This window comes from Corynebacterium sp. LK2537 (assembly GCF_040946485.1).
Classification (GTDB): Bacteria; Actinomycetota; Actinomycetes; order Mycobacteriales; family Mycobacteriaceae; genus Corynebacterium.
The window spans coordinates 600207-621666 of sequence record NZ_JAYWLQ010000001.1; the positions used below are offsets into that span (position 1 = coordinate 600207).

Below are 21460 nucleotides of genomic sequence, written 5' to 3' on the forward strand. Positions count from 1 at the left end.
GTTACAACTTAAAGCCATGGCGAAAAGCGGTAGCTCCCAAAAATCGTGGCCGGTGGCCCTAGGCGGGCTCGCGGTGGTTCTCATCGCGGGCTATTTCAGCCTGGACTTAGGCGGCTCGGGGTCCGGCGATGTTTCTGGTGCGGAGACCGGTTCCGGCGGCGCGGGGAGTTCGGAGACTGCCGTGTCGGCCGAGAATGACACCTGCGAGCTGTCCAGCCTGTCGGAGGAGGCCGCCGAAACCGTGGAGACCATCCAAGCCGGCGGGCCCTACCCGCACCCGGACAACGACAACCAGCGCTTCGGCAACTACGAGGGCGTGCTGCCGGACCAGGCCTCCGACTACTACCGCGAGTACACCGTGGAGACCCCGGGGTTAAACCACCGCGGCGAGCGCCGGATCGTGACCGGCGGCGGCAGCGAGACCGACCCCGAGCACTGGTACTACACCTCCGACCACTACGAAAGCTTCTGCGAGATCCCGGATGCCGAACACTAAATGCGTACTGATCACGGACCGCCTGCGCAGCGAGGCCGACTTCTACCGGGCGCTGGGCAACCTGCGCCAGGCCGGCGAGCGCCCCACCCCGCGCAACCTCGACGCCTTGGCCGACTTCCTGCGCGAGCTCGGCCTGGATTCCATCGTCTGCGCGAACTGGTGCCTGCCCGAGGCCGACTCGCGGCGCCTGCGCCGGGTCCTCGACGACCTCGGCGTGCGCCTGCTGCGCTAGCGGCGCCTAATCGTAGAAGCCGGCCAGGTCCGCGGACTGGCGGGCTAGCCGCTCCAGGCGGGACTCGGTCATGGACGCGATCTGGTCCACGATGACGCGGCAGCGCTGCGCCGGGGTCTCGGCCTGGTCGTACCAGAGCCTGAACATCGGGTCCAGCGCCCCCGGCGCGCCGGCGGTCAGGTAGTCGAAGACGCGGTAGATGCGCTCGCGCTGCCTGTCCTGGCGGGCCAGGTGGGTCGGCTCATCCATGACGTAGAGGACCGCGATGGTTTTCAGCAACCGCACCTCCGCGTCCGCCAGGGGCGGGACCACCAGGCGGCCGTGCTGGCGGCCCAGCTGGTTGTTGTCCAGCAGGTCCGCGTTGTGCGCGCGGGTGGCGTCCACGGTCGCGCCGACGTAGCGGCCCACCAGCTCCGAGGTCAGCTGCTTGAGCGCGACGTAGTCGTCCAGGGTGTGGTTGAAGTCCGCGGCGCGGTTGACCACCGGCAGGCGGCGCAGGGAATCGGCGGCGGCGAGCAGCTCCTCGGCCGTGCCGCCGAAAGCGTGGGCGCCCTTGTCGGCCAGGGCGGCTAGCTCCACCAGGTCCCAGAGCACCTGCAGGGAGATGCGCCCGGAGACCACCCCGTCCTCGACGTCGTGGACGGAATAGGCGATATCGTCCGAAAAATCCATGGCCTGGGCCTCCATGGAGGGCAGGTCGTCGGTGTGGCCGGCGCGCAGCCACTCGAGCGTGGCCGCGTCCTCGTCGTAGCAGCCGTATTTACGGTTGGTCGTACCGTCCGGGTTGGTCTTGGTGCGCGGGTATTTGCAGGCCGCGTCCAGGGCCGCGCGCGTCAGGTTGAGCCCGTAGGAGGTCTGGCTTTCCGCGCCGGTGCCCAGAATCTTCGGCTCCAGGAAGCTCAGGATGCGCAGGGTCTGCGCGTTGCCCTCGAAGCCGCCGCAGTCCGCGGCGACCTCGTTGAGCGCGTTCTCGCCGTTGTGCCCGTAGGGCGGGTGGCCGATGTCGTGGGTCAGGCCGGCCATGTCGCACAGGTCCGGGTCCAGCCCCAGCCCGGCCCCGATGCCGCGGGCGATCTGGGCGACCTCCAGCGAGTGGGTCAGCCGCGTGCGCGGGGTGTCCCCGTCGTGGGGGCCGACCACCTGGGTCTTGTCCGCCAGGCGGCGCAGCGCGGCCGAGTGCAGCACGCGGGCGCGGTCGCGGGCGAAGGCGCCGCGGTGGTCGGCATCGGCAGCACTGCCGGAAGGAAAGCTCGAGCCCTTGGTCCCTTCCGGGCTGCGGCGCTCACGGTCGACGGGTTGGTAGCTATAGGTCACCCTGCCAGTTTAAACGCCGGGCCGGGCCGCGGCCGGTTGGCTAATCGGCGCGTAGGAATTGGTTCCGGCGGGCGCGCGAGGGCCGCAGGCGATTTTCGATGCCGTGCAGCACCCCGCGCAGCTGCCGCGCCCGGCGGGCACCTACGGTCATCTCCGCGCCGAGGACGGCCAGTCCCCCGCCCTCGTGGGCGGCGGCGCGCCACCAGGAACGGTGCGGGAAGCGCTGCGGGCAGTCGCGCGCCCCGCAGGTGCGAGCGCGCAGGCCGGCCCGGCGGGCCAGGGCGGCGGTCCGCGCGCGGTGGAGCGGATCGGTGACGATGACGCCGGCGCCCAGCCCGCGCGCGGAGACCTCGCGGGCCAGCGCGGCCAGGGAGCCGGCCGTGTCGTTGCCCTCGGCCAGGGCCGTGACCCGGGCGCTGTCGATGCCGCCGGCCACCATGTCCCGGGCCGCCACGCCGGCCTCGGTGAAGCGATCTCCGGGCAGGTTGCCGCCCAGGGTGAAAACCGCGGCCGCCGGGTGCGCGTGGGCGAGCTGGGTGGCGGTGGCGATGCGCGCGGCGAGCACCCGGGAGGCCACGCCGTCGTATTGCGCGGTGCCCAGGACCGCGATCCAGGCCGGCGCGCCGGCTGAGCGGGAAGGTTGTGCTGCGGCTGGTTTCACCGTGCCCAGTATGCCAGCAACACGGTATTCTGGTGGCCATGACAAAGCGCGTTCACCTGCCCCACCCCGTCGTTGCCTCCCGCCTGCCGCTGCGCCTTTCGGCCTTCACCGCCGCCGCGCTGGTAGCCTGCGCCGCCCCGGCGGCCCTGGAGGTATCGGCGGCGCCAGGGCCCCAGGTGCAGGTACTCGCGCTGGATCCGAGCCAGGTGCGCCAGCCGGTCACGGACGAGGCCGGCGTACTATCGGACGCGCAGGTCAGCCAGCTGTCCGAGCAGATTTCGGAGCTGCAGACCGAGCAGCAGCGCCTGCTCTACATCATCTACTCCAACGATCTGTCCGGCCTGCAGGCCCAGGACTACGCGCAGCAGGTGGTCAACTCCCGCGGGCAGAACACCGCCGCCTTCGTGGTCAACGTGGACGCGCGCGACGCCGGCGTCTACGTGGGCGGCGAGTGGAACCAGAGCGACATCGACCGGCTCTACGATGCCGCCTATGCCCGCCTGGCCGCCGACGACTTCCCCGGGGCGGCGCAGGCCGTCGTCGAGGAGGCCCTCAAAAAGGGGCACGGAGAGGAGGGCGCCGGCGGGACCGGCTGGCTGCTGGGCGGCGGCGCGGCCCTGGCCGCGGCCGGCGGCGGCATCTGGGCCTATTCGCGCCGCAAGACCAAGAAGCAGTCGCAGGCTACGCTGTCTGATGCCCGCAGCATCGACCCGGCCGACACCCGCCGGCTCGGCGCCCTGCCGCTGGAGACCCTGGAGGAGCGCGCCCACGAGGAGCTCGTCTCCACCGACGAGTCCATCCGCCGCGGCAAGGAAGAGCTCCAGCTCGCTCAGGCCGAGTTCGGCGCGGAGCGCACCCGCCAGTTCACCCGCGCGATGAACCACTCGACCGCCACGCTGCGCAAGGCCTTCGACATCCGCCAGCGCCTGGATGATTCCATCCCGGAATCCGAGTCCCAGCGCCGCCAGATGCTGGTCGACATCATCTCCTCTTGCGGCCAGGCCGACCAGGCCTTGGACGAGCAGGCGGAGGAATTCGCCGAGATGCGCAACCTGCTGGCCACCGCGGACAGCAAGCTGGACGAGCTGACCCAGCGCGTGGTCGACCTGCGCGCCCGCCAGCCGCAGGCGCAGTCCACCTGGGAGTCGCTGCAGGCCAACTACTCCACCGAGATGCTCGAGTCCATCGCCGACAACGTGGAGATGGCCGCGGTCAGCCTAGACGAGGCGGACAAGGACCTGGAGCGTGCCCGGGGTATTGCCGCCCAGCCGGCGGGCCAGCAGGGCGGGCTTATCGATGCCATTCGTTCCTGCGAGCACGCCCTCGAGGTGGCCAACCGGCTGCTGACCGGCGTGGAAAACGCCGAAACCAATATCGCCACCGCCCAGTCCCAGCTGGGAGCCCTCATCACCGAGGTCGACGAGGAGCTCGCCGAGGCCGAGCAGCTCAAGCAACAGGGCCAGTCCCAGGGCACCGCCGCCGACTGGGCCGCCCTGGACGAGCTGGTGGGCCGCGCCCGCGCCGCCGTCGACCGCGCGCGCCGCGAGGGGGACACGGATCCGCTGGGAAGCTATACCGAGCTGGCCACCATCGACACCGAGGTCGATCAGGCCTTGGACCGCGTCCGCGAGGTCACCTCGACCCACGCCCGCCAGCTGGCCCTGCTGGACCAGCAGCTCAACGCCGCGGCGGCGCAGATCCAGGCCGCCGAGGATCTGATCTCCTCGCGCGGGCGGCTCGTCGGCGCCTCCGCCCGGACCGCCCTGGCCGATGCGGAGCGCCTGCACGCCCAGGCGCTGCAGTACAAGAAGTCCGATATCCAGCGCGCCCTCGATGCCGCCCGGCAGGCACTGGCCGCCGCCCAGGCCGCGCTGCAGCGGGCCAAGAGCGACATCGACGACTACCGCCGCTCCCAGCGCCGCGCGCAGGCCGGCAACGTCGCCGGCAACGTGGTCACCGGCATGGTCATCGGCCAGATGCTCGGCGGCGGCAACCGCGGCGGTTTCGGTGGCGGCTTCGGCGGCGGTGGCTTCGGCGGGGGCGGCGGCTTCAGTGGCGGCGGCCGCGGCGGCGCCTTCTAGCCTTTCTGGTTTTCCGCTTGCCCCTCCCGCTCGCGGGAGGGCTAGATGCGCCGGGTCTGGCGCGGCAGATCGATAAGGCTAATCCCCCAGGTCAAAAAGGCCAGGTCTGCCAGCGGGAGGGCCTCGCCTGCCGGGGCGCGGGTGACCACGAGGTCCCCGCCCATCTGCGGGCTGGTGCGCGCGATGGTCACCGGGGCGTCCTCGCCCGTGCCTAAGGCCTTGACGCAGCGCTCCCGCCGGAAAGGCCGGGTGCGCTCCAGGATGTAGCGGCGGGGCCCGCAGGTAGCGGACAGGCGGGAGACCGAGAAGGTGGTCTGCTGGACGTTGTAAAACGTCCCCTGGGAGGAGGTGCCGCGCAGGCGGAAACGCATCTGGCTGCCCAGGTTTTCGAGCAGCAGGTGGTCCCCCGCCACGGTGAGGACCTCGTCATTAGCGCTGGCGATGACGTCGTCTGCCTCATCCAGCAAACGCCCACCGCTCCAGCGCAACTGGGCCTCTACCCGGTGGCCGGAGTGCCCGTTAAATACACCCGCCTTGTCATTCACGGATGCAGTTTAAATCAGAACCGCCAGCACCGCCACCGCAGAGAGCAAAACCAGGGTGCCGATAATGGCGACCGAGCGCTGGGACAACCGGTTTTCCAAGATGACGCGGCTAAACCAGCTCAGCGCTGCGACCTCCTGGCGGCCCAGGTCCAGGGCCTTGTCTGGATCGGCATCGTTCTCGTCGTTCTCGAACTCCAGGATCGCCTCGCGCACGCCGTTGTTGGCGCCGCTGAATTGGGCGACCTTGCGGTCGTTGACGTCAAAGATGACCCAGTTGCTGCCCGACTCGTTGACCAGGCTGAAGGTCCGGCCCTCCAGGGAGGCCTGCAGGGTCTTGTCCTTTTTCAGGTTGCCGGTCAGGCGGTAGGTGCGCCCGTCGTCCGAGGTCGCCGAGGCGCCGAGATTCTCATCGATCTCGGTGCGCCAGTGTTGGCCGTCGACCTCCGCGCCGGAGGCCGTGAAGGAGGCCAGCTCCTCCGGGCCGCGGCCCACCAGCAGCGTCGGGCGCTCCTTATCACTGCGATCCCAACTGGTGAAATGCATGCTTGCGCCTAGTCCCCTCTTAGCAGCCGATGAGGCGGGCGGCCAGGTAGGCTTCCAGCTCGTCGATCTTGACGCGCTCCTGCTCCATGGTGTCGCGCTCGCGCACGGTGACGGCGCCGTCCTCCAGGGAGTCGAAGTCGAAGGTCACGCAGAACGGGGTACCGATCTCGTCCTGGCGGCGGTAGCGGCGGCCGATGGCGCCGGAGACGTCGTAGTCGATGTTCCAGTGCGCGCGCAGCTTGTCCGCCAGCTCCTTAGCCGGGGTGGACAGCTCGGGCTTCTTGGACAGCGGCAGGACCGCGACCTTGACCGGCGACAGGCGGCGGTCCAGGCGCAGCACAACGCGCTTGTCGGTGCCGCCCTTCGCGTTCGGAGCCTCCTCCTCGTGGTAGGCGTCCACCAGGAAGGCCATCATGGAACGGCCCAGGCCGGCGGCTGGCTCGATGACGTAGGGGATCCAGCGCTCGTCGGCCTGCTGGTCGTAGTAGGACAGGTCCTCGCCGGAGCCTTCCGCGTGCACGCGCAGGTCGTAGTCCGTACGGTTGGCCACGCCCTCGAGCTCTCCCCACTTGGAGCCGGTGAAGCCGAAGGCGTATTCCACGTCCACCGTGCGCTTGGAGTAGTGCGACAGCTTTTCCTTCGGGTGCTCGTACAGGCGCAGGTTCTCCGGGTTAATACCAAGGTCGACGTACCAGTTGTAGCGGTCATCGATCCAGTACTGGTGCCACTGCTCGTCCTCGCCCGGCTTGACGAAGAACTCCATCTCCATCTGCTCGAACTCGCGGGTGCGGAAGATGAAGTTGCCCGGGGTGATCTCGTTACGGAAGGACTTGCCGATGTTGGCAATGCCGAACGGCGGCTTCATGCGCGCCGAGGTCAGCACGTTCTTGAAGTTGACGAAGATGCCCTGCGCGGTCTCCGGGCGCAGGTAGTGCAGGCCCTCCTCGTCATCGACGGGGCCCAGGTAGGTCTTCAGCAGGCCCGAAAACGCCTTCGGCTCGGTCCAGTTGCCGGGCTGGCCGGTCTCCGGATCGTTGATATCGGCTAGGCCGTTTTCCGGGGCGTGGCCGTGCTTTTCCTCGTAGGCCTCCAGCAGGTGGTCCGCGCGGTAGCGCTTGTGGGTGTAGAGGGACTCCACCAGCGGGTCGGTGAAGACCTCGACGTGGCCGGAGGAAACCCAGGTCTGGCGCGGCAGGATGATGGAGGAGTCGATACCCACGACGTCGTCACGGGACTGGACCATGTGGCGCCACCACTGGCGCTTGATGTTTTCCTTGAGCTCGACACCCAGCGGGCCGTAGTCCCACGCCGAGCGGGAACCGCCATAGATTTCACCCGCCTGGTAGACCAAACCACGTCGTTTACACAGGTTAACTACGGTATCAATGACGGATGCCATGAGTGTTTCTGACTCCTCTAGTCGGGATTTCAATCCCCGGCCGGTTGCAGGGGATATAGGTCAATCACAGTCTAGCGTGTCCCCGCCCGCGGCTCGCAGCGGGGGCACTCGGCGACCACCCAATCCAAAAATGTGAACGGGGGCACCCATTTACTTTTCCTGCTGCCTATTGGACGGCCGGTATATTATTGTGACTACACTAAGCAATATGGATTTGGTATACCTCGGCGTTGCTGTATGGCGATAATTTATCATACTTAACCCCTATTTGGTCTAATACGAGAGTAAATATTCCCTATACCCGCACGCCCGCAGGAGAAAGAACACCCGCACATGTGTAGAAAGCAGGACGCCGCCGACGTCGAACCCGCGGTCCGGATTCTCGGCGCGCTCGATTCCCCCCTCCGCCTCCATATCCTCCTCCTGCTCCGCGAGCGCGAGCACTACGTCCACGAGCTGGTCGAGGCGCTCGACAAGTCCCAGCCGCTCATCAGCCAGCACCTGCGCGTGCTCAAGCAGGCCGGCCTCGTGCGCGCCGAGCGCTCCGGACGCGAGGTCACCTACCGGCTCGCCGCCGAGGAAATCCTCGACATCTACCGCCAGGCCGCCGCGCTCAGCGCCACGCTCCAGCCCGAGGACTAGCACTTCACCTAGTTGTAGATGTATCAACGCTGGTAAACTAGCCAGTATGGCCATCCAAAACAGTATTCCCAAGCTGGGCTCCCGCAACACCCGCCAACGCACCGCCGTCATCGAGGTCCTGCGGGAGCTGGAGAAATTCGCCTCCGCTAAAGACATCCACTTCGCGCTCCAGCAGCGCCAGGAAAAGGTGGGCCTGACCACCGTCTACCGCACCCTACAGTCCTTAAGCGACATCGATGCCGTCGATGCCCTCCACATGCCCAACGGCGAGACCCTCTACCGCCACTGCGACTCCGACGCGCACCATCACCACCTAGTCTGCACCAAGTGCGGCCGCACCGAGGAGATCGACGGCGGCCCCATCGAGGACTGGGCCGCCCGCGTCGCCAAGGAGCACGACTTCGAGCTGACCGGCCACGACGCCGAGATCTTCGGCACCTGCCGCCAGTGCCGCCTAGCCGATGAAGGCGGCGAAGCCGACGCCGAGTAGGTAGGTAATCCCGGCCGCGCCCAGCCCGATGAGCAGCTGGCGCAGCGCCCGCTTCAGCGGCGGCTTGCCGGAGATGACCCCCACGACGCCGCCGGTAAACATCAAGGCGATGGCCACCAGCACCAGCGCCACCACCGCCCCGACGGTGGTCGAGGCCCCGAAGAGGAACGGGATGATCGGGATAAACGCGCCGGTGGCGAAGAAGCAGAAGCTCGACAGCGCGGCCGACCACGCCTGGCCGATGACCCCCGGCGCGCCGCCGTCCGCCTCGCCCGGGGTCTCCCCGGCCGGCAGGCCCATCGCCCCCAGCCCCGCGGAGGGGTGCGCCGCGCGCTGGCGGGCCTGCATCTTGTCGAAGACCTCCTCGGCCTTGGTCTCCGCGGCCTCCGCGCCCATGCCGCGGGCCCGGTAGATGAGCGCGAGCTCGTTAGCGTTGACGTCCAGGTCCGGCACCAGCGTGTGGGCGTCCGGGGCCGGGCGGGAGGCCTCCAGCAGCTCGCTCTGGGACTTCACCGAGACGTATTCACCCGCCGCCATGGACAGCGCGCCGGCCAACAGGCCGGAAATGCCCGTCAGCAGCACCGCCGTCGAGGCCGCGCCCGAGCCCATCACGCCAATGACCAGCGCCAGGTTGGAGACCAGCCCGTCGTTGGCGCCGAAGACCGCGGCGCGGAAATTGCCCGACATCTTCTCCCGCCCGCGCGTGGCCAGCCCGCGCACGACCTCGGCGTGGACGTGCTCGTCCGCGGCCATCTGGTCGCTGGCGTCGATATCGTCCGTGTACGGGGTGCGCGTCTCCGCCGTCTGCATCAGCGCCAGCGTGAACACCGAACCGAAGTGCTGCGCCATAAAGCCCAGCGCCCGCGTGCTCAGATCCGGCTTGCGCGGGAAACCCACGGCGTCGCCTAGCTTGTCCCGCCAGTACTGTTCGTGCCGGGACTCCGACTCCGCCAGCTGCAGCAGGATTGAGCGCTCCTCGCCCTCCTTTTTGCGCGCCAGCTCGCGGTAGACGGCCGCCTCGGCGCGCTCGTTGGCCAGGTAGCGCCGCCACCGGTTGATCTGCTTTTTCGTCGGCCCCGTGGCCTGCATCGGCACCGACTCGCCGGAGGCGTTCACTACTTGGTACCTCCGAACCGGCGGTCGCGGCGCGCGTACTCCTCCACCGCGGCGAACATGTCTTCCGGCGTGAAGTCCGGGAAGAGCTTGTCCTGGTAAATCATCTCCGCGTACGCCGACTCCCATAGCAGGAAGTTCGAGGTCCGCTTCTCCCCCGACGGGCGCAGGAACAGATCCACGTCCGGCATGTCCGGATCGTAGAGGTGCTGGGCGATGGTCTTTTCGTTAATCTCGCGCGGTTTCATCTCCCCGCGCGCGACCTTGTCCGCAATCACCCGCATGCCGTCGACCAGCTCGGCCCGGCCGCCGTAGTTCACGCACATCACCAGGGTCATCCGCGTGTTGTCGCGGGTGAGCTCCTCGGCCGCCTCCAGCTCGCGGACCACGCTGCGCCACAGGCGCGGGCGCCGCCCGGCCCAGACCACGCGCACGCCCTTCTCGTGCAGCCAGCCGCGCTGGCGCCGCAGGACGTCGCGGTTAAAGCCCATCAGAAAGCGCACCTCTTCGGGGCTGCGCCGCCAGTTCTCCGTGGAGAAGGCGTAGGCCGACAGGTAGTCCACGCCCATGGCCAGGCAGGCGTCGACGGCGTCGAGCAGCACCGCCTCGCCGCGCTTGTGGCCCTCGGTGCGCGCCATGCCGCGCTCCTGCGCCCAGCGGCCGTTGCCGTCCATGACAAGCGCGATGTGCTTGGGCATAAATTCGGCGGGGATCTGCGGCGGGTGCAGGACTCGGTTCGGATCGGGAGTAATCACAGCCACCTATTCTACTGTCTGTACACCTGCCAACCGCAAGCGGTGCGGCTAGCTCTGATCCATCACCGACAGCGCCGTCACCTTGTGCTCGATGTGCCACTGCAGGTGCGCCCGCGTCAGCTGGTGGGCCTGGGCCCCGCGCTCCGGCACGGCGGCTATCGATGCCTCCGCCTGCCCCAGCCGGTCATGCGCCAGCAGCCACATCACGTGCAGGGTCTCCGGGTCCACCTCCGCGGCCCCGGGCGGGCGGCACTGGTGGCAGGCCGCCCCGCCGACCGCCGGGTGGAAGGCGTGGTGGGGGCCGGACGCCCCGCACTGGGCGCAGTCGAAGAGGCTGGGCGCCCAGCCGGCGTGCGCCATCGCCTGCAGGAGGAAGGAGTCCAGCACGGCGGTGGGATCGGCATCGGTCTGCAGCAGGCTAAACGTCGCGCGCAGGGCCTCGTACAGGTACGGGTCGGTGTCCGTGGCGGCCAGGCGCTCGGCGGATTCCAGGGCCGCGCAGGCGGCGGTGTAGCGGTCGTAGTCGTAGGTGATCTTGGCCCCGTAGTATTCCACGGTGTCGGCCTGGGAGATGGTAGCCAGGTTGCGGCCCGGGTACAGCTGCACGTCCAGGTTGACGAAGTGCTGCAACCGGGACCCGAACCGGGACTTGGCCCGGCGCACCCCCTTGGCCACGGATCGGACTAGCCCGTGCTCGCGGGTCAGCAGAACGACCACCCGGTCGGCCTCGCCGAAATCATAGGTGCGGATGACCCAGGCGCGGTCCCGGTACGACGCCCGCGACATGGCCTAGAAGCCCAACCGGCCCAGCGACTTCGGGTCGGACTGCCAGTTCTTGAGCACCTTGATGCGCAGGTCCAGGTAGATGTTCTGGCCCAGCAGGGAGATGATTTCCTTGCGGGCGTTGCCCACGATCCGGCGCATCCGGCGCCCGTCCTTGCCCTCGATGATGCGCTTTTGGCCCGGGCGCTCCACGTAGAGCACGGCGTGGACGTCGAGCACGCCCTCGCGCTCCGGGTCCGGCAGGATCTCGTCGACCTCCACGGCCACCGAGTGCGGCAACTCGTCCTTGAGCCCGGACAGCGCGGCCTCGCGGATGAGCTCCGAGATGCGGGTGTCCCGGTCGTCGTCGGTGACGTGGTCGTCCGGGTAGAACTTCGGGCCCTCCGGCAGCGCCTCGGTCAGCACGCCGATGAGCTCCTCGATCTGCGTGTTCTCCCGCGCGGAGACCGGGATGACCACCGCATCCGGATCGTCCTGGGTCAGCAGCTCGTGCAGGGCGAGCAGCTGCGCGCCGACCTGGTCCTTGGTGGCCTTGTCCAGCTTGGTCACGATCCCGACGATCGGGGTGCGCGGGGCGACCTTCTTGACGTTGTCCAGGATCCAGCGGTCGCCCGGGCCGATCTTCTCGTCCGCCGGCACGGTCATGCCGATGACGTCGACGTCGGCGTAGGTGTCCTTGACGGCCTCGTTGAGGCGCTCGCCCAACAACGTGCGCGGCCGGTGCAGGCCGGGGGTGTCCACCACGATGATCTGGGCATTGTCGCGGTGCACCAGCCCGCGGATCGGGTGACGCGTGGTCTCCGGCTGATCCGCGGTGATCGCGATCTTCTGCCCCACCAGCGCGTTGGTCAGGGTGGACTTGCCGGTGTTCGGGCGGCCGACAAAGCTGACAAACCCGGAGCGGAAGCCCTCCGGGGTGCCGGCGGTGCCGGTCAAGAAAGTTTCATTAGTCATCGTGGAAACTATCCTACAAGGTCACGCGCGGGGGCAGGAAAACCTAGAGTTCGTCCACGCTGAACTGCAGCTGCGGGTGGGCGAAGCAGTCCTGGGCGGCGATGAGCTCCAGCTCGCGCGAGTCCGCCTCGTAGGTGGTGCGGAGCAGATCGTAGACCTGGGAGGCCGTGGCCTTGAGCGCCTCGTGGGCGTCCTGGTGGCGCACGTAGTGGCCGGTGAACAGGGCCGCGGTCACGTCGCCGGAGCCGTTGTACTTGACCGGCAGGCGCGGGGTGGTCACCGAAAAGGCGCGGTCGCCGTCCACGGCGATCATCTCCACCTGGTCCTCCGGGGTCTCGGGCCGCTCGACGGAGGTCACCAGGACCACGCGCGGGCCGATGTCCTGGGCCACCTTGACCGCCTGCAGGGTCTCTTCCAGCGTGCCGGTCGGCTGGCCGGTCAGGTAGCCCAGCTCGAACTGGTTCGGGAAGATGATGTCGGCGACCGGCAGGATCTTATCGCGCAGCAGCGGCGGGATCTCGTCGGAGACGAAGCAACCGGACTTTTCGTTGCCCATCACCGGGTCGCAGGCGTACAGCGCCTGCGGGTTGGCCTTTTTGACCCGGCGCACGGCGTCGATGATGACCTCCGCGATATCGGAGCCGCCCTGGTAGCCGGACAGCACCGCCGCAACGTCCGGGAAGGCGCCGCGGCGCTCGATGCCGTCGATGATCTCCGTGACCTGCGCGGCCGGCAGCTGCGGCCCGCCCCAGTCACCGTAGCCGGTGTGGTTCGAAAAGTTCACGGTGTGCACGGGCCAGACCTCGTGGCCGGCGCGTTGGAGGGGAAAGACGGCAGCGGAGTTTCCCACGTGCCCGTAAGCCACGTGGGACTGGATGGAAAGGATACTCATGGCAGATTAGTCTAGCCGGCGTCGTGGTCGCTGTTGTCCGGTTTGGCCACCGGCTCCCCCACCGGCGGGATGCCGCCGCCCGGCACCTGGCGATCCAGGTCGGCGCGATCGGCGGCCGAGGGGAACGCCCGCGGGCCGGTTGGCTTGGGCTGGTATTCCACCCCGCGCGCTGACAGGTCGTCGTACCAGTTGGCCAGCAGCTCGTTCTGCAGGCCGAACATCTCCTTTTCCTCCGCGGGGGTGGCGTGGTCGTAGCCCAGCAGGTGCAGCACGCCGTGCACGGTCAGCAGCGCCAGCTCGTGGCCCAGCGAGTGGCCGGCGGCCTGCGCCTGGCGCTCGGCGAATTCCGGGCACAGGACGATATCGCCCAGCATCGCCGGGCCGAAGCCGTCCTGGGCCGCGGGCGCGTCCTGCCGCAGCGTGCCGGTGCTCGATCCCGGGGTGATCTCATCCATCGGGAAGCTCATCACGTCCGTGGGCCCGGCCAGGTCCATCCAGCGCACGTGCATGTCCTCGATCGTGGCCAGGTCGACCGCGGAGATGGTCGCCTCGGCCTCGGGGCTGACGTCCATCTGCGCCAGGGCGAAGCTGGCGACGTCGTTGAGCATTTCCTCGTTCACGCCCGGGTAGCCGGACTCGTTGACAAATTCAATGGCCATGTTTTTCTAGCCCTCCTGCTTCTGGCGGCCGCATTCTCGGGCGGCATCGTAGGCATCGTAAGCATTGACGATCCGCCCGACCAGCGCGTGGCGCACCACGTCGTGGGAACCGAGATCCGCGAAATAAATGTCGTCCACCCCGTCCAGGATGCGGCGCACGACCTTCAGCCCGGAGACCTGCCCGCGCGGCAGGTCCACCTGGGAGACGTCGCCGGTGACCACGATGGTCGAGCCAAAGCCCAGTCGGGTCAGGAACATCTTCATCTGTTCGGGCGTGGTGTTTTGGGCCTCGTCGAGGATGACGAAGGCATCGTTAAGCGTGCGGCCGCGCATATAGGCCAGCGGGGCGACCTCGATGATGCCGGCGTCCATCAGCTTCGGGATCATCTCCGGGTCCAGCATGTCCCGCAGCGCGTCGTAGAGCGGGCGCAGGTAGGGGTCGATCTTGTCGTTCAGCGTGCCGGGCAGAAAGCCCAGCTTCTCGCCCGCCTCGACGGCCGGGCGGGTCAGGATGATGCGCTGGACCTGCTTGTTCTGCAGCGCCTGGACGGCCTTGGCCACGGCCAGGTAGGTCTTGCCGGAGCCGGCCGGGCCGATGCCGAAGACCACCGTGTGATCATCGATCGCCTGCACGTAGCGGCTCTGCCCCACCGTCTTCGGCCGGATGGTCTTGCCACGCCGCGAGATAATGTCCGCGGCCAGCGCCTGGCTGACCGACAGCGGCGCTTCCGTTTCGATCATGGCCACGGTGTGCTTGACCGTCTCCGGGGAGATGGCGTGCCCGCGGCGGGCGATGGCCTCCAGCTCGTCGAAGACCTTGACCGCCCGGGCGATCTCAAAATCGGGGCCCGTGACGGTCACCGTGGTGCCGCGGGCGAAGAGATCGGCATCCAGCTGGTCGTTGAGCACGCGCAGCGTCGTATCCGCCGTGCCCAGCACGGCGTTGACATAAACCGGGTCGAGCTCAATTTTTTGGGTATCAATAGCCACGCCCATAGGCTACCAGCGCTCGGTTAACGCCCCGATAGCCGCCAGGGCCACCATGGCTGCCGATGCCGTCCGCAGCACCTGCGGTCCCAACTTGATAGGTTGCGCCCCGGCCTGGGTCAGGCGTTCTAGCTCCGCGCTGCCGATGCCACCTTCCGGGCCCACCAGCAGAAAGACCGTGCCGGAAAGCTGGGCCGCGCGGATGCTGCGGGTGGCCTCCTCGTGCAGGACCAAGGCGTGATCGGCCTGGGCCAGCAGCTGGGTCAGCTCGCCGGTGGTGACCGGTCCGTGAACCTGCGGGATGCGGGCCCGGCGGGACTGCTTGGCCGCCGCCTGGGCCGCGGCCTCCCACTTGGCCAGCGCCTTCGGGATCTTCTTGCCCTCCCACTTGGCCACGCAGCGGTCGGCCTGCCAGGCGATGATCTCGTCCGCGCCGGCCTGGGTGGCCAGATCCACGGCCAGCTCCGCGCGCTCCGACTTCGGGATGGCCTGCACGACGACCACCTTGGGCTCCGGGGCGGGTTCTGCGCGCACCGCGGTGACGGCGGCGTCCAGCTGGTCCTTGCCGGCGGTGGTGGTGACCTCGGCGGTGACCACGCGGCCGGTGCCGTCGATAAGCTCGAGCTGCTCGGCGGGTTTGAGCCGCTTGACCGTCACGGCGTGGCGGCCCTCCGGCCCGTCGAGGTGTACCTGCTGGCCCACCTCGGCCCCGCTCAGGTCCGGGTGGATGAATACGGGCAGCGACATTAGCGGCGGAAGTGGCCCCGCAGGCGGGAGAACAGCGACTCGTCTTGGCCGTCGCCCTCCTCCTTGACGGTGGCGGTGTCGTTCTGGCGGTCGCGGATCTTCTCCAGCGCCTCGCGGGTCTTCTTGTCCAGGTTGCGCGGGACGACCACGTCCACGTGGGCGTACAGGTTGCCCGCGCCCTCGGTGCGCAGGCGGGTCATGCCCTGTCCCGGGATCTCGATGGCCTCGCCCGGCTGCGTACCGGCGGCCACGTCCACGGTGACGTCCTCGCCATTGAGGTGCGGCAGCTTGACCTGGGTGCCCAGGGCGGCATCCACCATGGGCACGCGCAGGGTCACGTGCAGGTCGTCGGCGTCGCGCTCGAAGACCTTGTGCGGGCGGGTGTTCACCTCCACGTAAAGGTCGCCGGCCGGGCCGCCGCCGTGGCCGACCTCGCCCTGGGAGGCCATGCGGATGCGCATGCCGTTGCCGATACCCGCCGGGATATTGACCTTCAAATCGCGGCGCTTCTTCACGCGGCCGTCGCCGCCGCAGTGGTTGCAGGGGTCCTCGATGATTTCGCCGTAGCCCTGGCACTGCGGGCACGGGCGCGAAGTAAGGACATTGCCCAAGAAGCTGCGCTGGGTCTCCTGGATCTCGCCCGCGCCGGAGCAGGTCGGGCAGGTCACCGGCTTGGCCTTGGACTCCGAACCGGAGCCCTCGCACTTGTCGCAGAGCACGGCGGTGTCCACGGTGACCTGCTTCTGCAGGCCGGTGAAGGCCTCCTCCAGCGTGATGCTGGTGCGCAGTAGGGCGTCGTTGCCCGGCTGCACGCGCGAACGCGGGCCGCGGGAGCCGCCGGCCGCCCCGCCGAAGAACTCGGCGAAGATATCGCCCAGGCCGCCGCCCCCGAAGCCGCTGAAGCCGCCCGCGCCGGCACCGGGACCGCCGCCGCGCTGCTCCATGGGATCTCCGCCCATGTCCACGATCTGGCGCTTCTGCGGGTCCAGCAGGACCTCCTGGGCCAGGGAGGCTTCGCGGAACTTCTCCGCCGCCTCGTCGTCGCCCGGGTTCACGTCCGGGTGGTACTTGCGCGCGAGCTTGCGGTAGGCCTTCTTAATCTCCGAGTCGGACGCGGACTTGTCCACGCCCAGAATGCCGTAATAGTCACGAGCCACGGTAAATTGCGTCCTTACTTGCTTAGTCGTTAGGGGTTTTTAAAAAATCTGTAGCGGCCTTCCAGCCTACTAGCCGCCGGAACGGCTATTTCTCCCCGGCCAGAATTTCGCTGACATAGCGTGCAACAGCAGAAACCTTAGCGATTGTTCCCGAGTAATCCATAAACGTCGGTCCCACCACGCCGAGGCCGCCCAGCGTCTCGCCGTCCGTGCCGTAGGCGGTGGTCACCACCGACGACGAACGCAGGGCATCCGCCTCGTGCTCGTCCCCGATGACCACGGAGACGTTGCCCATATCCGGCACGCGCGCCAGTAGCTTGAGGAAGACGACCTGCTCCTCGAGGGCATCGATAATGCCCGGCAGGCCGTCCGGGAAGTCCCGGGCCAGGCGGGTCAGGTTGGAGGTGCCGGCCAGCAGCAGGCGGTCGGCCGGCTGGTTGACCAGGGTCTCAATCAGCGTCGTGGCGCTGTTGAGCACGTGCACGCGCATGTCCACCGGCGCGACGTCCACCAGGTCGGCCAGGGACTGGGAGGCCTCCGTGATGGTCTTGCCCGCCAAGGCGTTGTTGAGCAGCTCGCGCAGCCGATGCGTCTGGTCCGGGTCGATGACCGAATCCAGCGCCACGTTGCGCTGGTCCACCCGGCCGGTATCCGTGATCAACACCAAGAGCAGGCGGACGGGGCTCAGCGCCACGACCTCGCAGTGCTTGACGCGGGAGACCTGCAGGTTCGGCATCTGCACCACCGCGGCCTGCTTGGTGACCTGGGCCAGAAGCTGCACCGAGCGGGAGAGCACGTCTTCCAGGTCCACGCCGCCTTCCAGGAAGTTGAGCATGGCGCGGCGCTCCGAGGAGCTCAAAGGTTTTAAGTCGTGGATGGCATCCACGAAGAGACGGTAGCCCTTCTGCGTGGGCACGCGCCCAGAGCTGGCGTGCGGTTGGGTGATAAGGCCTTCGGATTCCAGCGCCGCCATGTCGTTGCGGATGGTCGCCGATGATACCCCCAGCTGGTAGCGCTCCAGCAGGGTTTTCGAGCCCACCGGTTCCTGGCTGGCAATATAGTCCGCGACGATGGCACGCAGGACTTCCTTGCGGCGCGCATCAGTAGTGCTAGACATGCCTTTAAGCCTACCCGCGGTCTTCGGCCACCAAGATATCGGTGATAATCCCGTCCGCCAGCAGGCGGCCGGCGTCCGTGACCTTCAACCGCCCGTCGGCTTCTGTCAGCAGCCCGCGCTGCCGATGCCGCCCCACCACCTCGTCGGCAGCCTGCGACACCCAGTCGCGCGGGATGCCTTCGGCCAGGCGCAGGCCCAGCATGATGGCCTCGGTGTGCCGGTCGGCGTCGGTGAGGGTTTCTTCGCCGGAGATGGGCAAGGTGGCATCGGCAAGCAGGCGGGAGTAGCGGGCCGGGTGCTTGACGTTGAAAAAGCGGGTCTTCCCCAGGTGGGAGTGGGCGCCGGGGCCGGCACCCCACCAGTCGCCGTCACGCCAGTAGATGAGGTTGTGGCGGCATTCCCCACCCGGCTTCGCCCAGTTGGAGACCTCGTACCAGCCGTAGCCGGCCTCTTCCAGCGCGCCCGCGATGAGCTGGTAGCGCCGGGCCAGAACGTCCTCGTCGGGGGCCGGCAGCTGGCCCTTGTTGACCTTGCGCGCCATGCGGGTGCCGTCCTCGACGATGAGCGAATAGGCGCTGACGTGGTCCACGCCCGTGGCCAGCACGCGGTCCAGGGTCGCGCGCACGTCGTCGTCGGTCTCGCCCGGCGTGCCGTAGATCATGTCCAGGTTCACGTGCTCGAAGCCGGCGGCCAGGGCCTCGGCGGCCGCGTCGAAGGCCCGGCCCGGGGTGTGGGCGCGCTCCAGCACCGCCAGCACGGCCGACGATGCCGACTGCATCCCCAGGCTCACCCGCGTAAAGCCCGCCTCGCGCAGGCCGGCGAAAAACGCCGGGTCCGTCGACTCCGGGTTGGACTCCGCGGTCACCTCCGCGCCTGGCGCCAGGCCGAAGGTCGCGCGCACGCGGTCCAGCACCCGGCCCAAACCATCCGCGCCCAGCAGCGACGGGGTGCCGCCGCCGATAAAGACCGTCTCCGCCGGGCGCTGGACCCGAGCTGCGGCCAGCTCGAGCTCCTTATCCAGGGCGTCGAGGTAGCTGGCCTGCGAATTAGGCGCGCCCAGTTCCCCGGGCGTATACGTGTTGAAATCGCAATACCCGCAGCGTGTGGCGCAAAACGGGACGTGGATGTAGAGCCCAAAGGAATCCTGCATGGGCATCAGCCTAGCGAAAGCGGGAACAAACTTGGGGGTCAGGGCGGTTATACATGTAGTCTAAGAAGGTAAAAAATCCCCGTCCCCAAGGAAAGAAAGGCTACTTTGGTGGAACCTCCCAGTCGATGTCCCCGCTACCTGTATCTAGGCGGTGGGGTCTAAACCATGTGGTCCGCAGCTTTGATGCTCTTAGCGGGCATCGTGGTCATCGCTCTCATCATTGTGGCCAACGCGTATTTCGTCGCGCAGGAATTCGCGTTCATGTCGGTCGATCGTACGCAGCTTCGCACCGCGGCCGCCCGCGGGGATAAAACCGCCCAGCGGGCCCTGCACATCACCGAGCGCACCTCCTTCATGCTCTCGGGCGCGCAGCTGGGTATTACGATTTCCGGCCTGCTCATCGGCTACGTCGCCGAGCCGCTGGTTGGCGAGGCCCTAGGCGTGCTGCTCGGCGGCGTCGGCGTGCCGCGTGCGGTCTCCGTCACCGTCGGCACCGTGGTCGCGCTGGCGCTGTCGACCATCGCCAGCATGCTCTTCGCGGAGCTGTTCCCCAAGAACTACACCATCGCCGCGCCGATGAAGTCGGCGCGCTTCCTGGCCGCGTCCACGCAGTGGTACCTGCGCATCTTCGGCTGGATCATCCACTTCTTCGAGTATTCTTCCAACGCCATCCTGCGCCTGTTCCGCGTGGAGCCGGTCGACGACGTGGACTCCTCGGCCACCACCGACGACTTCGAGTCCATCGTGGACGCCTCCCACGAGGCCGGTGACCTGGACCAGGACACCTACATGGTCCTCGACCGCCTGCTGGACTTCCCCGAGCACGACGTCGAGCACGCGATGATCCCGCGCTCCCGCGCCGACGCCGTCGACCCGGAGACCACCCTCGGCGAGGTCCGCGCGCTCATGGCCGCCAACCACACCCGCTACCCCGTCGTCGACGAGGAACACAACCCCATCGGCGTCGTCCACCTCATGGACGTCCTGGGCTCCGAGCTTGCCGCCGATGCCCCGGTCACCCGCGTCATGCGCGAGCCCGTCGTGGTGCCCGAGATGATGCCGCTGCCGGATCTCGTCTCCGAGCTGCGCGGCCAGGACCAGAAGCTGGCCTGCGTAATTGACGAATACGGCGGGTTTGTCGGCATCGTTACGCTCGAGGACCTAGCCGAGGAAATCCTGGGTGATGTCACCGACGAGCACGACATCGAGGAATCCGAGGAAATCACCGAGCAGGGCGAGAACCACTGGATTGTCGACGGCGACACGCCGCTGGACGAGGTCGAGCGCGCCATCGGCCACGACCTGCCCGAGGGCGACTACGAGACCATCTCCGGGCTGCTGATGTCCCAGACCGGCGCGCTGGTTGAGGCCGGCGAGGTCCACACCATCGACCTGGAGGCCGAGCCCGAGGACTGGGTCGACGCTGACGATGCCCCACTGCGCCACCTCAAGGTACGCGTCGAGGAGATCGACCGGCACGTGCCCTCTAGCCTGGCGCTCGAGCTCGTCGAAGAGTACCGGGAGGAGGAGAAGTAATGGACAACTGGGTTTTCAATCTGCTGGTGACGATCGTCATCATCATCGCCTCCGCGTTCTTCGTGGTCATCGAGTTCTCCCTGCTGGGCGCGCGCCGCAACCGCCTCGAGGAGATGGCCGAGGACTCCCGCAGCGCCCGCGCCGGCCTGCGCAGCCTCAACGAGCTGACGATGATGCTCGCCGGCTCCCAGCTCGGCATCACCGCCGCCACCTTCATCCTCGGTGCGGTCACCAAGCCGTGGTTCCACCACCTGCTGATGCCCGTCTTCGAGGCGCTGAGCATGCCCGCGCGCGTGGCCGACATCGTGGCGTTTATCGTCGCGCTGTTCCTGGCGACGTTCCTGCACCTGGTCATCGGCGAGATGGCCCCGAAGTCCTGGGCGATCACCCACCCGGAGACCGCTTTGCGGCTCATCGCCATCCCCGCCCGCGCCTTCATCTGGATTTTCCGGCCGCTGTTGGCCTGGATCAACCGGATGGCCAACAGGCTGGTGAAGCTGGCCGGCGAGGAGCCCGTCGACCGCGCCGCGGCCGCCGGCTACAACGTCGAGACCCTGCGTAGCCTGGTCGAGCACTCCCGCGAGACCGGCGCCATGGACGACGAATCCGCCTCCCAAATCACCGGCGTCATCGAGCTCGAGTCCTCGACCGTCGCCGAGCTCGCCCGCGAGCACGGTTCCGCCGTGGTCCCCATGCCCAGCGACACCACCGTCCGCGAGCTGCAGGACCTGGTGCTGCGCAAGGACATCATGCGCGTGCTCGTCTTCGGCAAGTCCTCCCGCGTACCGCGCCTGGTCCACGTCCGCGACACCCTGCTCGCCGACCCGGAGACCCCGGTGCTCGAGTTCTCGCGCCCGTGCCTGACCGTTGCCGGCGCCACGACCGTGCAGCACACGCTGGACCACATGCGCGCCCGCAACGAGCAGCTCGTGGTCGTCGGCCGGGCCGACAAGGACAACGCCATGTGGGTGCTGACCTGGGACGACATCATGGGCCAGCTGTGGCCGCAGATCGCCGAGAAGCTCGACCAGGTCACCGAGACCAAGTAACAGTTCTACCCGCCTTCCCGCAGCCTGGGTACATTCCTAGGCTGCGGGTCTTTTTCGCAGTTCGCGCCGCAAAATGGGCGTTTTCTGCTGTTTCGGGCCTCGTGCAGGATGGTTACTGTGCTCCGAGTTATCCACAGATTGGGTTTTCGGGCCTTGTG

Annotated in this window: 23 protein-coding genes; 7 read left to right on the forward strand and 16 right to left on the reverse strand. The window is 68.1% G+C overall.

Going from position 1 to position 21460, the window contains the following annotated elements; translation table 11 throughout:
- Positions 1–16 precede the first annotated feature (16 nt).
- Together VVS03_RS02805 and VVS03_RS02810 are read left to right on the forward strand one after the other, a co-directional pair.
- Positions 17–496 carry a ribonuclease domain-containing protein gene (locus tag VVS03_RS02805; protein ID WP_368521668.1) on the forward strand — a complete coding sequence of 160 codons (480 nt, stop codon included), beginning with the start codon at positions 17–19 and terminating at the stop codon, positions 494–496.
- A complete protein-coding gene (locus VVS03_RS02810) occupies positions 483–728 on the forward strand; it encodes a hypothetical protein (protein WP_368521669.1) in 246 nt (81 codons plus the stop codon). The genes VVS03_RS02805 and VVS03_RS02810 overlap by 14 nt, the downstream gene beginning before the upstream one ends.
- Before the next feature lie 6 nt (positions 729–734).
- On the opposite strand, the gene VVS03_RS02815 is transcribed toward VVS03_RS02810, so the two are convergent.
- Complete coding sequence (locus VVS03_RS02815; RefSeq protein ID WP_368521670.1) at positions 735–2042, reverse strand: deoxyguanosinetriphosphate triphosphohydrolase; 1308 nt, start codon at positions 2040–2042, stop codon at positions 735–737.
- Positions 2043–2082: 40 nt separating this feature from the next.
- Positions 2083–2703, reverse strand: a complete 621-nt coding sequence (locus tag VVS03_RS02820; RefSeq protein ID WP_368533824.1) for a YdcF family protein — start codon at positions 2701–2703, stop codon at positions 2083–2085.
- Between the two features lie 38 nt (positions 2704–2741).
- Here VVS03_RS02820 and VVS03_RS02825 point away from each other — a divergent pair, with 38 nt between their 5' ends.
- On the forward strand, positions 2742–4784 hold the full coding sequence (locus VVS03_RS02825; protein WP_368521697.1) for a TPM domain-containing protein: 2043 nt from the start codon (positions 2742–2744) through the stop codon (positions 4782–4784).
- 41 nt (positions 4785–4825) lie between these two features.
- Here the strand turns inward: VVS03_RS02825 and VVS03_RS02830 are convergent, their stop codons facing one another.
- From VVS03_RS02830 to VVS03_RS02840, 3 genes are read right to left on the reverse strand one after another with little or no spacing between them, the layout of a single operon-like run.
- The gene (locus tag VVS03_RS02830; protein WP_368520271.1) at positions 4826–5329 is read right to left on the reverse strand and encodes a hypothetical protein; all 504 of its coding nucleotides are present in this window, start codon (positions 5327–5329) and stop codon (positions 4826–4828) included.
- A 9-nt stretch (positions 5330–5338) separates the two neighbouring features.
- The gene (locus tag VVS03_RS02835; RefSeq protein WP_368521698.1) at positions 5339–5872 is read right to left on the reverse strand and encodes a hypothetical protein; all 534 of its coding nucleotides are present in this window, start codon (positions 5870–5872) and stop codon (positions 5339–5341) included.
- Between the two features lie 19 nt (positions 5873–5891).
- Complete coding sequence (locus VVS03_RS02840; protein ID WP_070768827.1) at positions 5892–7271, reverse strand: glycine--tRNA ligase; 1380 nt, start codon at positions 7269–7271, stop codon at positions 5892–5894.
- A 333-nt stretch (positions 7272–7604) separates the two neighbouring features.
- Between VVS03_RS02840 and VVS03_RS02845 the strand changes: the two genes are divergently transcribed.
- Positions 7605–7913 (forward strand): ArsR/SmtB family transcription factor, encoded by a 309-nt coding sequence (locus VVS03_RS02845; RefSeq protein ID WP_368520273.1) that lies wholly within the window; start codon positions 7605–7607, stop codon positions 7911–7913.
- A gap of 46 nt (positions 7914–7959) precedes the next feature.
- Positions 7960–8403, forward strand: coding sequence for a Fur family transcriptional regulator (locus VVS03_RS02850; RefSeq protein WP_368520274.1), 444 nt, complete (start codon positions 7960–7962; stop codon positions 8401–8403).
- On the opposite strand, the gene VVS03_RS02855 is transcribed toward VVS03_RS02850, so the two are convergent.
- The 11 genes from VVS03_RS02855 to hemW form a co-directional block, all read right to left on the reverse strand.
- Positions 8368–9492 carry a VIT1/CCC1 transporter family protein gene (locus VVS03_RS02855; protein ID WP_409338195.1) on the reverse strand — a complete coding sequence of 375 codons (1125 nt, stop codon included), beginning with the start codon at positions 9490–9492 and terminating at the stop codon, positions 8368–8370. The two genes, VVS03_RS02850 and VVS03_RS02855, sit on opposite strands and share 36 nt — an antisense overlap.
- 26 nt (positions 9493–9518) lie before the next feature.
- Positions 9519–10271 (reverse strand): isoprenyl transferase, encoded by a 753-nt coding sequence (locus VVS03_RS02860; protein WP_368520275.1) that lies wholly within the window; start codon positions 10269–10271, stop codon positions 9519–9521.
- 48 nt (positions 10272–10319) lie between these two features.
- Complete coding sequence (gene recO, locus VVS03_RS02865) at positions 10320–11057, reverse strand: DNA repair protein RecO (RefSeq protein WP_368520276.1); 738 nt, start codon at positions 11055–11057, stop codon at positions 10320–10322.
- A gap of 3 nt (positions 11058–11060) precedes the next feature.
- Positions 11061–12008 (reverse strand): GTPase Era, encoded by a 948-nt coding sequence (gene era / locus VVS03_RS02870; RefSeq protein ID WP_368520277.1) that lies wholly within the window; start codon positions 12006–12008, stop codon positions 11061–11063.
- Between the two features lie 43 nt (positions 12009–12051).
- Positions 12052–12900 (reverse strand): pyridoxal kinase PdxY, encoded by an 849-nt coding sequence (gene pdxY, locus VVS03_RS02875; RefSeq protein ID WP_368520278.1) that lies wholly within the window; start codon positions 12898–12900, stop codon positions 12052–12054.
- A gap of 11 nt (positions 12901–12911) precedes the next feature.
- A complete protein-coding gene (gene ybeY, locus VVS03_RS02880; RefSeq protein WP_368520279.1) occupies positions 12912–13559 on the reverse strand; it encodes an rRNA maturation RNase YbeY in 648 nt (215 codons plus the stop codon).
- 6 nt (positions 13560–13565) lie between these two features.
- Positions 13566–14549, reverse strand: a complete 984-nt coding sequence (locus tag VVS03_RS02885; protein ID WP_368520280.1) for a PhoH family protein — start codon at positions 14547–14549, stop codon at positions 13566–13568.
- 9 nt (positions 14550–14558) lie between these two features.
- Positions 14559–15293: a 16S rRNA (uracil(1498)-N(3))-methyltransferase gene (locus tag VVS03_RS02890; protein WP_368520281.1), complete on the reverse strand. Its 735-nt coding sequence runs from the start codon at positions 15291–15293 to the stop codon at positions 14559–14561.
- Positions 15293–16450 (reverse strand): molecular chaperone DnaJ, encoded by a 1158-nt coding sequence (gene dnaJ, locus VVS03_RS02895; RefSeq protein WP_368520282.1) that lies wholly within the window; start codon positions 16448–16450, stop codon positions 15293–15295. Before dnaJ ends, VVS03_RS02890 begins: the two co-directional genes overlap by 1 nt.
- Before the next feature lie 85 nt (positions 16451–16535).
- Entirely contained in the window at positions 16536–17567 is a 1032-nt protein-coding gene (gene hrcA, locus VVS03_RS02900; protein WP_368520283.1) for a heat-inducible transcriptional repressor HrcA, read from the reverse strand.
- 10 nt (positions 17568–17577) lie between these two features.
- A complete protein-coding gene (gene hemW, locus VVS03_RS02905) occupies positions 17578–18717 on the reverse strand; it encodes a radical SAM family heme chaperone HemW (RefSeq protein ID WP_368520284.1) in 1140 nt (379 codons plus the stop codon).
- Positions 18718–18882: 165 nt separating this feature from the next.
- Here hemW and VVS03_RS02910 point away from each other — a divergent pair, with 165 nt between their 5' ends.
- Both VVS03_RS02910 and VVS03_RS02915 read left to right on the forward strand, forming a co-directional pair.
- Positions 18883–20253: a hemolysin family protein gene (locus tag VVS03_RS02910; RefSeq protein ID WP_368520285.1), complete on the forward strand. Its 1371-nt coding sequence runs from the start codon at positions 18883–18885 to the stop codon at positions 20251–20253.
- Positions 20253–21302, forward strand: coding sequence for a CNNM domain-containing protein (locus tag VVS03_RS02915; protein ID WP_368520286.1), 1050 nt, complete (start codon positions 20253–20255; stop codon positions 21300–21302). The genes VVS03_RS02910 and VVS03_RS02915 overlap by 1 nt, the downstream gene beginning before the upstream one ends.
- Positions 21303–21460 lie beyond the last annotated feature (158 nt).

Bases quoted from the DNA above. Each gene is read 5' to 3' on its own strand.
- VVS03_RS02805 (WP_368521668.1), top strand. From the start codon at position 17: ATGGCGAAAAGCGGTAGCTCCCAAAAATCGTGGCCGGTGGCCCTAGGC.
- VVS03_RS02810 (WP_368521669.1), top strand. From the start codon at position 483: ATGCCGAACACTAAATGCGTACTGATCACGGACCGCCTGCGCAGCGAG.
- VVS03_RS02825 (WP_368521697.1), top strand. From the start codon at position 2,742: ATGACAAAGCGCGTTCACCTGCCCCACCCCGTCGTTGCCTCCCGCCTG.
- VVS03_RS02835 (WP_368521698.1), bottom strand. From the start codon at position 5,872: ATGCATTTCACCAGTTGGGATCGCAGTGATAAGGAGCGCCCGACGCTG.
- VVS03_RS02840 (WP_070768827.1), bottom strand. From the start codon at position 7,271: ATGGCATCCGTCATTGATACCGTAGTTAACCTGTGTAAACGACGTGGT.
- VVS03_RS02845 (WP_368520273.1), top strand. From the start codon at position 7,605: ATGTGTAGAAAGCAGGACGCCGCCGACGTCGAACCCGCGGTCCGGATT.
- VVS03_RS02850 (WP_368520274.1), top strand. From the start codon at position 7,960: ATGGCCATCCAAAACAGTATTCCCAAGCTGGGCTCCCGCAACACCCGC.
- VVS03_RS02855 (WP_409338195.1), bottom strand. From the start codon at position 9,492: ATGCAGGCCACGGGGCCGACGAAAAAGCAGATCAACCGGTGGCGGCGC.
- recO (WP_368520276.1), bottom strand. From the start codon at position 11,057: ATGTCGCGGGCGTCGTACCGGGACCGCGCCTGGGTCATCCGCACCTAT.
- era (WP_368520277.1), bottom strand. From the start codon at position 12,008: ATGACTAATGAAACTTTCTTGACCGGCACCGCCGGCACCCCGGAGGGC.
- pdxY (WP_368520278.1), bottom strand. From the start codon at position 12,900: ATGAGTATCCTTTCCATCCAGTCCCACGTGGCTTACGGGCACGTGGGA.
- ybeY (WP_368520279.1), bottom strand. From the start codon at position 13,559: ATGGCCATTGAATTTGTCAACGAGTCCGGCTACCCGGGCGTGAACGAG.
- VVS03_RS02890 (WP_368520281.1), bottom strand. From the start codon at position 15,293: ATGTCGCTGCCCGTATTCATCCACCCGGACCTGAGCGGGGCCGAGGTG.
- hrcA (WP_368520283.1), bottom strand. From the start codon at position 17,567: ATGTCTAGCACTACTGATGCGCGCCGCAAGGAAGTCCTGCGTGCCATC.
- hemW (WP_368520284.1), bottom strand. From the start codon at position 18,717: ATGCAGGATTCCTTTGGGCTCTACATCCACGTCCCGTTTTGCGCCACA.
- VVS03_RS02910 (WP_368520285.1), top strand. From the start codon at position 18,883: ATGTGGTCCGCAGCTTTGATGCTCTTAGCGGGCATCGTGGTCATCGCT.
- VVS03_RS02915 (WP_368520286.1), top strand. From the start codon at position 20,253: ATGGACAACTGGGTTTTCAATCTGCTGGTGACGATCGTCATCATCATC.